This is a genomic window from Streptomyces sp. NPDC020958, assembly GCF_055562175.1.
This window is the reverse complement of record NZ_JBVHFU010000004.1, coordinates 419,421-431,975: the sequence shown is the minus strand read 5'-3', so window position 1 is coordinate 431,975 and position 12,555 is coordinate 419,421. Positions and strand designations below refer to the sequence as shown.

The following is a 12,555-nucleotide window of genomic DNA, read 5'->3' as shown; positions in this document are numbered from 1 at the left end:
CCCCTCAGGTGACCCCGTAGAACTTCTCCGTCTCCTCGACGGCGGCCGAGAACCGCTCGTCGAAGTCGTCGCGAATGAGCGTCCGGACCACGTAGTCCTGGACGCTCATTCCTCTTTTGGCCGCGTGGTGCCGGAGCCGGTCGAGCAGCTCTTTGTCTATCCGCAGGCTGAGCACACTGGTCCCCATGGGTACGAGGGCGCCACATCCGCGCCTCCGGTGCGTCACTTTCCGGACTTGTCTCACTCGTACGGGTGATGTTGCGGTTCAGTGGCCGAGGTCACGGGCATTTGGGCGTGTCCCGAGTGGTCCTTAGTTAGAGTAACGAGTTACTGTGGAGAACATGTCGGACCTCACCCATGGCGACGACGCGGCCGCCGTGAACTCTCTCCGCTCCGCCGTGATGCGGCTCTCGCGACGGCTCAAGCACCAGCGGGTCGACGAGTCGCTGAGCCCCACCGAGATGTCGGTGCTGGGCACCCTCTCCCGCTGCGGCCAGGCCACCCCCGGTGAACTCGCCCGCAAGGAGCACGTCCAGCCGCCCTCGATGACCCGCATCGTGGCACTGCTGGAGGCCAAGGGACTGGTCCGGCTGGAGCCGCACCCCGACGACCGGCGCCAGAAGGTCGTCACCAGGACCGAACAGGCCGAGGCGATGCTCGAGGAGAGCCGCCGCAAGCGCAACGCGTTCCTGGCCGGCCTGGTCGACGGTCTCGACGAGGACGAGTGGGCGAAGCTGCGCGCAGCCGCCCCCGTACTGGAGAAGCTCGCACATCTGTAAGACGCTCTACGAGGAGGCGAACCCACTTTGAGTACGGGATCCGGAGCACCTTCCGCCCCCGCACCGACCGCCCCTACTACCCCCACACCCCGCAAGTCGTCGATGTTCAGCTCGCTGAAGGTCAGGAACTACCGCCTGTTCTTCGCGGGCCAGGTCGTCTCGAACATCGGCACCTGGATGCAGCGCATCGCCCAGGACTGGCTGGTCCTCAGCCTCACCGGCTCCGCGACGGCCGTCGGTGTCACCACCGCCCTGCAGTTCCTGCCGATGCTGCTCTTCGGCCTCTACGGCGGAGTCCTCGTCGACCGGCTGAACAAGCGGCGCGCCCTCCTCGTCACCCAGAGCGCCATGGGCCTCACCGGCATCGCGCTCGCGCTGCTGACCCTCTCCGGACACGTCCAGGTCTGGCACGTCTACCTCGCCGCCTTCTTCGTCGGCCTCGCCACGGTCGTCGACAACCCGGCCCGCCAGTCCTTCGTCTCCGAGATGGTCGGCCCGGCCCAGTTGCAGAACGCGGTCAGCCTGAACTCCGCGAACTTCCAGTCGGCCCGCCTCGTCGGCCCCGCCGTCGCCGGTCTGATGATCACCGGCGTGGGCACGGGCTGGGCGTTCCTCTTCAACGGCCTGTCCTTCGTCGCCCCGATCGTCGGCCTGGTGCTGATGCGCGCACGTGACCTGCACGTGGTGGAGCGTGCGCCGAGAGGCAAGGGCCAGCTCCGGGAGGGTCTGCACTACGTCGCCGGCCGCCCCGACCTCATCTGGACCATCGTCCTGATCGGGTTCGTCGGCACCTTCGGCTTCAACTTCCCGGTGTACCTGTCCGCCTTCGCCGACGACGTCTTCCACGCGGGCGCCGGCTCCTACAGCCTCTTCAACACGCTGATGGCGGTCGGCTCCCTGGTCGGTGCCCTGCTCGCGGCCAGGCGCGGTACGGCCAGGATGCGCGTGATGATCGCGGCCGCGGTCGCCTTCGGGACCCTGGAGGTGGTGGCCGCCACGGCCCCGTCCCTGTGGCTGTTCGCCCTGCTCATGGTGCCGATCGGCATGTTCGGGATGACGGTCAACGTCACGGGCAACACCACGGTCCAGATGGGTACCGATCCGGCCATGCGCGGCCGCGTGATGGCCCTCTACATGATGGTGTTCATGGGCGGCTCGCCCATCGGCGCCCCCATCGCCGGCTGGATCACGGACGCGTACGGCGTCCGGGCGGGCCTCGCCGTCGGCGGCGCGATCGCCGGCACCGCGGCGGTCGGCATCGGCCTCGTCCTGGCCCGCGTCGGCAACCTGCGACTCTCGGTCGCCTGGCAGGGCGGCCACCCCCGGGTCCGCTTCGTCCCGAGAGAAACCCAGGAACAACTGGCCCCAGCGGCCTGACCCCCGGCCCTCCAGCGCACGCCCCCTCGGATGGCAGGGTGGCGGTATGAGACTCTTCGCCGCTGTGCTGCCGCCCGCCGACGTGGTCGGGGAACTCGCCGGTGCCGTCGACCGGCTGCGCCGGATGCCGGGCGCGGACGCGCTGCGCTGGACCGGGCGGCCCGGCTGGCACTACACGCTCGCGTTCTACGGCGAGGTCGAGGACGGCGTCGTACCGGACCTCTCGGAGCGGCTGGCCCGCGCGGCGCACCGTACCGCGCCCTTCGCGCTGGCCGTCGCGGGCGGCGGGCAGTTCGGGCGCGGCCGGGCCCTGTGGGCGGGTGCGGACGGCGATCTGGCCGCCCTGCGCCTGCTGGCCGACCGCGCGGAGGCGGCGGCGCGCAAGGCGGGCGTGCCGATGGGGGAGCACCGCCGCTACCAGGCCCACCTGACGGTGGCCAGGAGCCGGGAGGCGGTGAACGTACGGCCGTACGTCGCGCTGCTCGCCGAGTTCGCGAGCCGGAGCTGGACGGTGGGGGAGCTGGCGCTGGTGCGCAGCAACCTGCCGACGTCGGGGGTGCCGGGGGAGCAGCCCCGGTACGAGGTGGTCGCCCGCTGGGGGCTGGGCGCGGCCGGTTAGGCTCGTCGCGTGGACCCGAAGACCCGGAACCGGATCATGGCCGGTGTGCTTGTGCTGTTGTTCGTGGTGGTTGCCCTGGCGTCCGCGATGAGGTGAGGGCCGGACGGGGAACTGCGCCGCCGTTTTCGGCTGCGGGCCGTCGGTGGCCGGTCGCGCAGTTCCCCGCGCCCCTGTGGGGCGCTCATCCCTACGGGGCGCCTACCAGGCGAAGGCCTCCGGGGCCGGCCCCGGGCCCGGGAAGATCTCGTCCAGGCCGGTCAGGAGCTCGTCGCTCAGTTCCAGCTCCACCGCCCGCAGCGCGGACGCCAGCTGCTCGGCGGTGCGCGGGCCGACGATCGGGCCGGTGACCCCCGGCCGGGTCAGCAGCCAGGCCAGCGCGGCCTCGCCCGGCTCCACGCCGTGCTTGTCGAGCAGGTCCTCGTAGGCCTGCACCTGGGCGCGGAGGGTGGTGTTGGCGAGGGCGTCGGCGGCCCGGCCACCGGCCCGGCGCCCGCCCTCCACCTCCTTCTTGATCACACCGCCGAGCAGTCCGCCGTGCAGCGGCGACCAGGGGATCACCCCGAGGCCGTACTCCTGCGCGGCCGGGATCACCTCCATCTCGGCGCGCCGCTCGGCGAGGTTGTAGAGGCACTGCTCGCTGACCAGCCCGATGGTCCCGCCGCGCCGGGCGGCGATCTCGTTGGCCTGGGCGATCTTGTACCCGGGGAAGTTGGACGACCCCACGTAGAGGATCTTGCCCTGCTGCACCAGCACGTCGATGGCCTGCCAGATCTCCTCGAAGGGGGTCCGGCGGTCGACGTGGTGGAACTGGTAGACGTCGATGTGGTCGGTCTGGAGCCGCTTGAGGCTCGCGTCCACGGCGCGCCGGATGTTCAGCGCGGAGAGCTTGTCGTGGTTGGGCCAGGCGTCGCCGTCCGCGGCCATGTTGCCGTACACCTTGGTGGCGAGCACGACCTTGTCGCGGTGCGCGGGGTCCTTGGCGAACCAGTTGCCGATGATGGTCTCGGTACGGCCCTTGTTCTCACCCCACCCATAGACGTTGGCCGTGTCGAAGAAGTTGATGCCCGCGTCCAGCGCCGCGTCCATGATCGCGTGGCTGTCGGCCTCGTCGGTCTGCGGGCCGAAGTTCATGGTGCCGAGGACGAGTCGGCTGACCCTGAGTCCGGTACGTCCGAGCTGCGTGTACTTCATGGTCACCCAGCCAACGGCGTGGAGTGCGCTCTAGGCAAGGACCCGCGGAAAAGAAGGACCGGGACCTGGCCACATGCCCTGCGCAAAGGGCTAGTCGGTGGGGAACTCGGCGGTGTTCAGAGTGAGTCCGAGCACGGTTCCCGTGAGGTCGACGTCAGCCCCGAACGCGACCCGTGTCTCGGTCGTGTAGTCCTCACCCTTGGGGTGGGTGTAGACGTGACAGCGGCGCTGATAGGGGTCGGCGATCAGGTAGACGGGGACCTCGGCCGTGGCGTTGGCGGCCTTCTTCGCTCCGTAGTCGTTCGCCGCCGTGCCCTTGGAGATGACCTCGGCCACGAACTCGACGTCCTGGTGACGCCAGAGCCCGCTGTCCGTCTTGGCGGCGTCCTCGGCCATCAACGTCACGTCCGACGCGAACCCGTTGAGGTGCCCCGGGTAGTCGATGCGGACGTCGGACTTGACCCGCTTCCGGGGGTACGTGGTCCGCAACTGTTCGTAGATGTCCGCGATGATCTCCCAGCGGGCGTCCCGCTGTGGCGACATGAAGACGGTTCCCTCGACGATCTCGACCTTGTACCCCTCGAAGGCGGGCATCTTCTCGATCTGCTCGAACAGCTCGTCGAGGACGGTCATCCTGGCACTCCTCGCCAGCCGCCTCCACACGGGTGCGGCCGCGCGGTTCAACGATACGCACGGTGACCGGGCAACGGCGGATTTCGGTCGTCAGTCGCGGGGGAACCTGTCGGTTTTGATGACGAGGTCGAGCACGGTGCCGGTCAGGTCGACGGGGGTGCCGAAATCGACCCGTACGGGGTCGGCGTAGTCGCCGTCCTTGGGGTCCGTGTAGACGTGGCAGCGCCCTTGGTAGGGGTCCGCGATGACATAGACGGGGACCTCGGCTTCCGCATACGCGGTCCTCTTCGGACCGTAGTCGTTGGCTGCCGTGCCCTTGGAGATCACCTCGGCGACGAACTCCACGTCCTGGTAGCGCCAGTGTCCCGTGGCGTCAGTCTTCGCCGAGTCCTTGAGCATGGCGATGTCCGGGCAGAAGCCGTTCTCGTACCCGGGAAAATCGATACGGACGTCTGTGAAAACGATGACATCCTCCCCGAACCTGTTTTCCAGGGCTCGCATGATCTCCCGGATGATCAACCAATGCGTGCTCCGCTGCGGCACCATGAATACGTTGCCCTCGACGATCTCGACCCGGAAACCTTCGGGGACGGGCATCCGCTCAAGGCGCTCGAACCACTCGTCGAGGCGCTGGGTGTTGGCGTCGGCGTCGGCCATGTCGATCCTGTCCTCCAGGACGGTCATCGTGGCGCTCCTCCCCGGCCGCCCCACGAACGGGTGCGGCCGCGCGGTTCAACGATACGCACGGTGACCGGGCGACGGCCGATTTCGGTCAGTTCGTTGCGGCCTCGTACGGCTGTCCCAGGCCCCACCCCTGCCACATCGCCTCCGCGAACGCCCCCGCGATCCGGTGCTCCCCGCTCGCGTTCGGGTGCGTGCCGTCGTAGGTGTCCGTGTCGATGTCGTACGACTCCGGGGGCGAGGCCAGCAGGAGCGGCGACCGGGGCTCGTCCAGGTCGGCGACCACCTTCGCGAGCAGCACGTTGAACCGGTCGACCTGGGCGGCGAACGCCTCGTCCGAGGCGGCCCGGATGTTCGGGATCACCGGCAGCACCACCATCCGGATCCGCGGGCGGGCCTCCCGTGCCGCTGCCACGAAGGACCGTGCGTTCGCGGCCGTCTGCTCGGCGTTCGTGTAGAAGCCCAGGTCGATCAGGCCGAGGGAGACGAGCAGCACGTCCGCGCGGTGCGCCCGTACCGCCTCCCCGATCAGCGGGGCCATGTGCAGCCAGCCCTCGCCCCAGCCGGCCAGGTGGGCGCCCGGGAAGCCGGGATCGGCGTAGGCGTACGACGTCGGGGCCTCGGCCGACTTGTCGTACAGCGTCTCGCGCGGGCCGACCAGCGTGAACGGACCGCCGTACGTCGCGCACAGGTGTTGCCACATGCGGTACCGCCACGTGTGTTCGCCCGCGCTGCCGATCGTCATCGAGTCCCCGACGGGCATGAACCTGAGCATCCGCTCATGATGGACGATCACGGGGAGGGCGGGGGCCGGTGCGGCGTGTGAGGCCCACCACGTGCCCCGGGGAGCGGGATGGCAGGCTTGGCCCATGCGTCGACGACCGCTCGCCCTTCTCGCCGGGCTCCTGCTCACGGGTGCCCTCGCCGCCGCGCCCGCCTCCGCCGCCGACGGGGCCGGTGGCGCGGGCGACCACGGGTTCACGATCAAGGACCCGCGCATCACCGAGTCCAGCGGTCTCGCCGCCTCCCACCTCCACCCCGGCGTCTACTGGACCCACAACGACAGCGGCGACGGCCCGTACATCTACGCCGTCGACAGCGCGACCGGGAAGACCGTCGCGCGGATCACCCTCAGCGGTGTCGGAACGCCCCGCGACGTCGAGGCCATCTCCATCGGCCCCGGCAACCAGATCTACGTCGGCGACATCGGCGACAACCTCGACGGCAGCTGGCCGTACGTCTGGATCTACAGGCTGACCGAGCCGAAGCGGCTCGTGGACCAGACGATCAGGGCGACGCAGTACGTCGTCAAGTACGCGAACGGCGCGCGGAACGCGGAGTCACTCGTCGTGCACCCGAAAACGGGCCGGGTGTACATCATCGACAAGAAGGAGGACGGCGGCCATCTCTACGAGGGCCCCGCCACCCTCTCGGCGTCGGGCACGAACATCTTCAGGCCCGCCGCCGCCGTCGACCTCTGGGCCACCGACGCGGCCTTCTCCCCCGACGGCGGGCAACTCGCCGTACGCGGCTACTTCGGCGGGATCTACTACGACTGGAACGGCGGCCGGATCAAGCGGGCGGGGCGGCTGGACGTGCCGCTCCAGAAGCAGGGCGAGTCGATCAGCTACTCACCCGACGGGACCAAGCTGTTGTACGGGAGCGAGGGCGTCGACAGCCCGGTGCAGGCGCAGGACGTGCCCGGCGGCTCCGGCAGGCCGTCCTCCGGCGACGGGGCGTCGGCGGGCGGAGGCGGCAGTGACAGCCCGGCGTCCGGCGGGGTCAAGGTCGGCGCCGTTGCCGTGGGTGTCGTCGCGCTCGTCTTCTTCGGGGTGCGGCGGCTGCGACGCCCCTCGGCCCGCGGGCACTGAACCCCGGTCGTACGTCTTGACGCGGTGATGGTGTGTCAGTTTCCTAAGAGGTGCGCGGTGAATGGGAGCGCTCCCATCGAGTTCCGCGGCCGCGCGCCCCCCAAGTGAGACTCCGTGAGACTCCGAGAGGAACAGCCCATGTTCCGCCTACGCAGCCTGCGAAGAGCGCTCTGTGCCGCGGCCGCCGCGCTCCTCCTTCCCCTCGCCGGTGCGGCGACCTCCGCGCACGCGGCCACCTCCGCGCACGCGGCGACCGCCCCGGGAGCGGGCTACTGGCACACCAGTGGCCGGCAGATCCTGGACGCGGCCGGGCAGCCGGTCCGGATCGCCGGGATCAACTGGTTCGGGTTCGAGACCGCCAACTACGTGGTGCACGGCCTCTGGTCGCGCGACTACAAGAGCATGATCGACCAGATGAGGTCGCTGGGCTACAACACCATCCGGCTGCCCTACAGCGACGACATCTTCAAGAGCACGACCGTCCCCAACAGCATCGACTTCAGCAACGGCAAGAACGCCGACCTGCGAGGGCTGAACTCGCTGCAGGTCATGGACAGGATCGTGGCGTACGCCGGGCAGGACGGCCTCAAGGTCATCCTCGACCGGCACCGTCCGGACGCCGGCGGCCAGTCGGCGCTCTGGTACACCTCGTCCGTCCCCGAGTCGACGTGGATCGCCGATCTGAAGGCGCTCGCGGCACGGTACGCGGCCGATCCGACCGTCATCGGCATCGACCTGCACAACGAGCCGCACGATCCGGCCTGCTGGGGCTGCGGGGACGTGTCCGTCGACTGGCGGCTCGCCGCCCAGCGCGCCGGGAACGCCGTCCTGTCCGTCAACCCGGACCTGCTGGTCTTCGTGGAGGGCGTGCAGACCTTCAACGGCGTCTCGGGCTGGTGGGGCGGCAACCTGATGGGTGTCGCGCAGTACCCGGTGCAGCTGAACGTGGCCAACCGGGTGGTGTACTCGGCCCACGACTACGCCACCAGCGTGGCCCAGCAGAGCTGGTTCAGCGATCCGGCGTTCCCGGCCAACATGCCGGGGGTGTGGGACTCGTACTGGGGCTACATCTTCAAGCAGAACATCGCCCCGGTGTGGGTGGGCGAGTTCGGTACCACGCTGGCCTCGGCGGTGGACCAGAAGTGGCTGGCCGCGCTGGTGAGCTACCTGCGGCCGACGTCGACGTACGGTGCCGACTCGTTCCAGTGGACCTTCTGGTCCTGGAACCCGAACTCCGGTGACACCGGCGGGATCCTGAAGGACGACTGGACGACCGTGGACACCGTGAAGGACGGGTACCTGACGAGCATCAAGGCGCCGTTGTTCCCGAGCACCGGGAGCGGTGGGGGCGGCGGGGGCGGCGGGGGAGGGGGCGGCGGGACGACCGCCTCCTGCGCGGCCTCGTACGCCGTCAGCAGTGACTGGGGCAGCGGCTTCAACGCCACCGTGACGGTCACCAACACCGGTACGGCCGCGCTCGGTTCCTGGAAGGTGAGCTGGACGTGGAGCGGGTCGCAGCAGGTGACGAACATGTGGAACGCGTCGTACACCCAGAGCGGGGGGACGGTCACGGCGGTGAACGCCGCGCACAACGGGACGGTCCCGGTCGGTGGTTCGGCGAGCTTCGGGTTCGGGGGCGCGCCGGGCGGCGGTGCCGTGCCGAGCGTGAGCTGTACGGCGACGTGACGTGAGGCGGGGCGCCCGAGCCCGGACGGGACGGGCGCCGTCACCTGCTTGGTGGACCGTGGCGCCCGAAATGCACGGATGTGCGGTTCCCCGGCGTCAGGCTGTTCCCGATCGCACCGCGACCGCCGAAGGAGCCCAGCCATGTCCCACGTGCCCACCGACCTCCGCTACACCGAAGAACACGAGTGGATCCGCACCGGAGCCGACGGCAGCCTGGTCGTCGGCATCACCGACCACGCCCAGAAGAACCTCGGTGACATCGTCTTCTTCGAGCTGCCCGAGGTCGGCACGAAGGTCGAGGCCGGGCGCCCGGTGGGGACGGTGGAGTCGGTCAAGGCGGCGTCCGACCTGTACACGCCGGTCACCGGGGAGATCGTCGAGATCAACTCCGACGCCGTCGACGACCCCGAGTCTGTCAACTCCGATCCCTACGACACCTGGCTCTTCAGGATCCGGCCCACCGGCGGTACCTCCTCCAACGGGCTGCTCGACGCCAAGGCGTACCTGGCGCTCATCGGGGAGTGACGACGAGGGGCGCCCGCGGTGGTCCGCCGGGCGCCCCTCGGTCGTGCTCGGCGCTCAGTTCCGCACCGGCCTGAGGCTGTGCCTGCGGCGTGGTCTGGGGGCGTCCAGCAGGCTGACGCCGTTGTAGATGCGGCTCTGCACGAAGAGCGCGGGAGCGGTGACGAACGAGACGCCGATCGCCACGATGCTGATGGGGAAGAGCGTCGGCAGTGACTGGCCTTCGGGCAGCGTTCTGCCGCCCACGTGGACGGCGTAGGGGAAGGCGGTGAAGAAGACGATCACGCAGACAGCGGCCAGGACGCGCAGGATGATTCTGGTGCGCCGGGTACGGGCCTCGGTGCGGACCTCGGCCAGCAGGGACGCGTCACAGACGGGGCAGGTGAGCTCCACGGTCTGCTTGCCGGCCCCCGGGCGGCGGACCCGGAAGACGTTGTCCTTCCAGATCATGGTGCGGGTGCGGACGAGGAAGCCCGTCACCTTGTCGCTGAGGACGTGGCGCACGGCCACTTCGACGGTGCCCGGTATCGGTCTGTTCATGTGCGCGTGGGTCTCCTTCGTCGCACGGCCCGCAGGGGGCGCATGGGGCACATAGTGTCCGGTGTGCGACGAAGGGGACTCAACGGTCCCCGGAAGGCTTTGCCTTGATCATGCCTTCCGGGTAAACCAGCAGCTTGTTACGGGAGTTGCCGCGGCGCTGCTAGAGCTTCTCGATCACGTAGTCGATGCACTTCGTCAGCGCCTCGACGTCCGCCGGGTCGATCGCCGGGAACATCGCGACGCGCAGCTGGTTGCGGCCGAGCTTGCGGTAGGGCTCGGTGTCGACGATGCCGTTGGCGCGCAGCGCCTTGGCGACGGCGGCCGCGTCGATCTCGTCGGCGAAGTCGATCGTGCCGATGACCTGGGAGCGCTTGGCCGGGTCGGAGACGAACGGCGTGGCGTACTTCGACTCCTCCGCCCAGGTGTACAGGCGGGTCGAGGAGTCCTTCGTCCGGGCCGTGGAGAAGGCGAGGCCGCCCTGGCCGTTGAGCCACTCCAGCTGCTGGTTCAGCAGGAAGAGGGTGGCGAGGGCCGGGGTGTTGTACGTCTGGTTCTTGCGGGAGTTGTCGATCGCCGTGGGGAGGCTGAAGAACTCCGGGACGTGCCGGCCGGACGCGTGGACGCGCTCGGCGCGCTCGATCGCGGCCGGGGAGAAGACGCCGATCCACAGGCCGCCGTCGGAGGCGAAGGACTTCTGCGGGGCGAAGTAGTAGACGTCGGTCTCGCTGACGTCGACGGGGAGGCCGCCCGCGCCGGAGGTGGCGTCCACGAGCACGAGCGCGCCCTCGTCGGCGCCGGTGACCCGCTTGATCGGCATGGCGACACCGGTCGAGGTCTCGTTGTGGGTGAAGGCGTAGACGTCGACGCCCGCCTCGGCCTGCGGCTCCGGGTGGGTGCCCGGGTCGGAGGCGATCACGGTGGGCTCGGCCAGCCAGGGGGCGAGCTTGGCCGCCTTGGCGAACTTGGACGAGAACTCGCCGAAATTGAGGTGCTGGGACTTGGTGTCGATCAGCCCGTGGGTGGCGACGTCCCAGAAGGCGGTGGAGCCGCCGTTGCCGAGGACGACCTCGTAGCCGTCCGGCAGGGAGAAGAGGTCGCTGATGCCCTCGCGGACCTGGCCGACCAGGTTCTTCACCGGGGCCTGGCGGTGGGAGGTGCCGAGGAGGGAGGTACCGGTGGCGGCCAGCGCGTCCAGCGCCTCGACCCGCACCTTGGAGGGACCCGCGCCGAACCGACCGTCCGCGGGCTTGATGTCAGCAGGAATCTGGATGTCAGCCACGAGTCGGAGGGTATCCGGTGGGAGAAACGGGACGGAACCGTGTCCGTTCGATGAGACGAGATCGCGCCACGCCCTGGACTGTGGGGTTGTACGACGATATTGGCGCGGCTGTGGCACATACGGAGGGGGCGGAGGATGCGGGAATGACGGCACAGGGCACAGGGCCGCACCGGACGGCGGACCCGGTGGTGGACCGGGTGGCGGTCCTCTCCGACGTCCACGGGGTGCTGCCGGCGCTGGAGGCGGTCCTGGCGGAGCCGGACGTGTCCGAGGCCGACCGCATCGTCCTCACCGGTGACATCACGGCGGGCCCGCAACCCGCCGCGGTGATCGACAGGCTGCGCGAGCTGGGTGACCGGGTGCTGTGGCTGTCGGGGAACGCGGACCGGGAACTGGTGGAGTACCGCAGGGGCGAGCGTACGGAGATCCCGGACCCCATAGGCGTGTTCGCGGCGAACGCGCTGACCGAGGCCCAGGTCGACTTCCTGGCCGCCCTGCCGCGGACGGCGACCCTCGGCATCCGGGGCCTCGGCCGAGTCCTGTTCTGCCACGCGACTCCCCGTGACGACGAGGAGATCGTCCTGGTCGACTCGCCCCTGAACCGCTGGGCGGAGGTCCTCACCGCCCTCGACCCGGACATCGGCACCGTCGTCTGCGGTCACACCCACATGCCCTACGTCCGCCTCGCCCACGGCCGCCTGGTCGTCAACCCGGGCAGTGTGGGCATGCCCTACGGCCGCCCCGGCGCCCACTGGTGCCTCCTCGGCCCCGGCACCGACCTGCGCGTCACGCCGTACGACACGGCGACGGCGGTGGCCCGTCTGGTGCGGGAGTGCGCCTACCCGGAGATCGGTCAGTGGGCCGACTACTTCCTCCACGCCCGCGCGACGGACGCGGAGGTGCTGACGGCCTGGGCCCCGAAGGACGGGCGTTCGGCGGGCGCTGTTTCTTAAGCGGGCTCTCAGCTTCTCAAGAGAACTCTCAGGTTCGGGGCCGTTATACAGCTGTTACCCAGGTATTCACAGCACTAGTTTGCCGTTGGCGAGCCGAATTTGCCGTTGCTTGGGATCTGGGCCGTGTAGGTTCATCGATGTCGGGCGGCGGGGATTGCCGAGGATGACGATCCGAAATCCCCGTCCATTGCCCCAGAGAATTCTCGCACCAATCGCACCACTTGCACTACGAACTCTCAAGGAGTCGGAATGAGCCTCAAGAAGCTCGCCCCGCTGCCCCCCAAGCCCAAGAAGCAGCTGCCCCCGCCCCCGCCGCCGAAGCCCAAGAAGAGGGCTCCGAAGCCGGCTCCGAAGCCCATCCAGGGCCCGGGTCAGGACGACTGACGCAGCTTTGAAAAGGGCCGACGGTTCGCCGTCGGTCCTT

The 12,555-nt window shown here is 69.6% G+C and carries 15 protein-coding genes; 8 read left to right on the top strand and 7 right to left on the bottom strand.

Translation table 11 applies throughout. The annotated features are described in order from the left end of the window. Positions 1 to 4 precede the first annotated feature (4 nt). Positions 5 to 187, bottom strand: coding sequence for a ribbon-helix-helix protein, CopG family (locus tag ACZ3KP_RS15820; RefSeq protein WP_358974238.1), 183 nt, complete (start codon positions 185 to 187; stop codon positions 5 to 7). Between the two features lie 154 nt (positions 188 to 341). Here ACZ3KP_RS15820 and ACZ3KP_RS15815 point away from each other — a divergent pair, with 154 nt between their 5' ends. From ACZ3KP_RS15815 to thpR, 3 genes are read left to right on the top strand one after another with little or no spacing between them, the layout of a single operon-like run. Further along, a complete protein-coding gene (locus ACZ3KP_RS15815) occupies positions 342 to 779 on the top strand; it encodes a MarR family winged helix-turn-helix transcriptional regulator (RefSeq protein ID WP_132891666.1) in 438 nt (145 codons plus the stop codon). A gap of 27 nt (positions 780 to 806) precedes the next feature. After that, a complete protein-coding gene (locus ACZ3KP_RS15810) occupies positions 807 to 2,156 on the top strand; it encodes an MFS transporter (RefSeq protein ID WP_467499898.1) in 1,350 nt (449 codons plus the stop codon). Between the two features lie 46 nt (positions 2,157 to 2,202). Next, positions 2,203 to 2,775, top strand: a complete 573-nt coding sequence (thpR, locus tag ACZ3KP_RS15805) for an RNA 2',3'-cyclic phosphodiesterase (protein WP_467499896.1) — start codon at positions 2,203 to 2,205, stop codon at positions 2,773 to 2,775. 198 nt (positions 2,776 to 2,973) lie between these two features. On the opposite strand, the gene ACZ3KP_RS15800 is transcribed toward thpR, so the two are convergent. From ACZ3KP_RS15800 to ACZ3KP_RS15785, 4 genes are all read right to left on the bottom strand, one after another. Then, positions 2,974 to 3,966 carry an aldo/keto reductase gene (locus ACZ3KP_RS15800; RefSeq protein ID WP_467499894.1) on the bottom strand — a complete coding sequence of 331 codons (993 nt, stop codon included), beginning with the start codon at positions 3,964 to 3,966 and terminating at the stop codon, positions 2,974 to 2,976. 90 nt (positions 3,967 to 4,056) lie between these two features. Beyond that, positions 4,057 to 4,599, bottom strand: coding sequence for a Uma2 family endonuclease (locus ACZ3KP_RS15795; protein WP_467499892.1), 543 nt, complete (start codon positions 4,597 to 4,599; stop codon positions 4,057 to 4,059). 90 nt (positions 4,600 to 4,689) lie between these two features. After that, a complete protein-coding gene (locus ACZ3KP_RS15790) occupies positions 4,690 to 5,283 on the bottom strand; it encodes a Uma2 family endonuclease (RefSeq protein ID WP_467499890.1) in 594 nt (197 codons plus the stop codon). Positions 5,284 to 5,371: 88 nt separating this feature from the next. Next, positions 5,372 to 6,055: an SGNH/GDSL hydrolase family protein gene (locus ACZ3KP_RS15785; RefSeq protein WP_467499888.1), complete on the bottom strand. Its 684-nt coding sequence runs from the start codon at positions 6,053 to 6,055 to the stop codon at positions 5,372 to 5,374. A 94-nt stretch (positions 6,056 to 6,149) separates the two neighbouring features. Between ACZ3KP_RS15785 and ACZ3KP_RS15780 the strand changes: the two genes are divergently transcribed. From ACZ3KP_RS15780 to gcvH, 3 genes are all read left to right on the top strand, one after another. Next, positions 6,150 to 7,151: a WD40 repeat domain-containing protein gene (locus tag ACZ3KP_RS15780; RefSeq protein ID WP_467499886.1), complete on the top strand. Its 1,002-nt coding sequence runs from the start codon at positions 6,150 to 6,152 to the stop codon at positions 7,149 to 7,151. Between the two features lie 138 nt (positions 7,152 to 7,289). Then, entirely contained in the window at positions 7,290 to 8,837 is a 1,548-nt protein-coding gene (locus ACZ3KP_RS15775; RefSeq protein ID WP_467499884.1) for a cellulase family glycosylhydrolase, read from the top strand. Positions 8,838 to 8,978: 141 nt separating this feature from the next. Further along, complete coding sequence (gene gcvH / locus ACZ3KP_RS15770) at positions 8,979 to 9,362, top strand: glycine cleavage system protein GcvH (RefSeq protein ID WP_467499882.1); 384 nt, start codon at positions 8,979 to 8,981, stop codon at positions 9,360 to 9,362. 54 nt (positions 9,363 to 9,416) lie between these two features. Here the strand turns inward: gcvH and ACZ3KP_RS15765 are convergent, their stop codons facing one another. Both ACZ3KP_RS15765 and serC read right to left on the bottom strand, forming a co-directional pair. Continuing rightward, on the bottom strand, positions 9,417 to 9,899 hold the full coding sequence (locus ACZ3KP_RS15765; protein ID WP_467499880.1) for a hypothetical protein: 483 nt from the start codon (positions 9,897 to 9,899) through the stop codon (positions 9,417 to 9,419). 160 nt (positions 9,900 to 10,059) lie between these two features. Further along, positions 10,060 to 11,178, bottom strand: coding sequence for a phosphoserine transaminase (serC, locus tag ACZ3KP_RS15760; RefSeq protein WP_467499878.1), 1,119 nt, complete (start codon positions 11,176 to 11,178; stop codon positions 10,060 to 10,062). Between the two features lie 143 nt (positions 11,179 to 11,321). Between serC and ACZ3KP_RS15755 the strand changes: the two genes are divergently transcribed. Further along, positions 11,322 to 12,131, top strand: a complete 810-nt coding sequence (locus ACZ3KP_RS15755) for a metallophosphoesterase family protein (RefSeq protein WP_467499876.1) — start codon at positions 11,322 to 11,324, stop codon at positions 12,129 to 12,131. A 249-nt stretch (positions 12,132 to 12,380) separates the two neighbouring features. Then, complete coding sequence (locus tag ACZ3KP_RS15750; RefSeq protein WP_358974206.1) at positions 12,381 to 12,515, top strand: hypothetical protein; 135 nt, start codon at positions 12,381 to 12,383, stop codon at positions 12,513 to 12,515. Positions 12,516 to 12,555 lie beyond the last annotated feature (40 nt).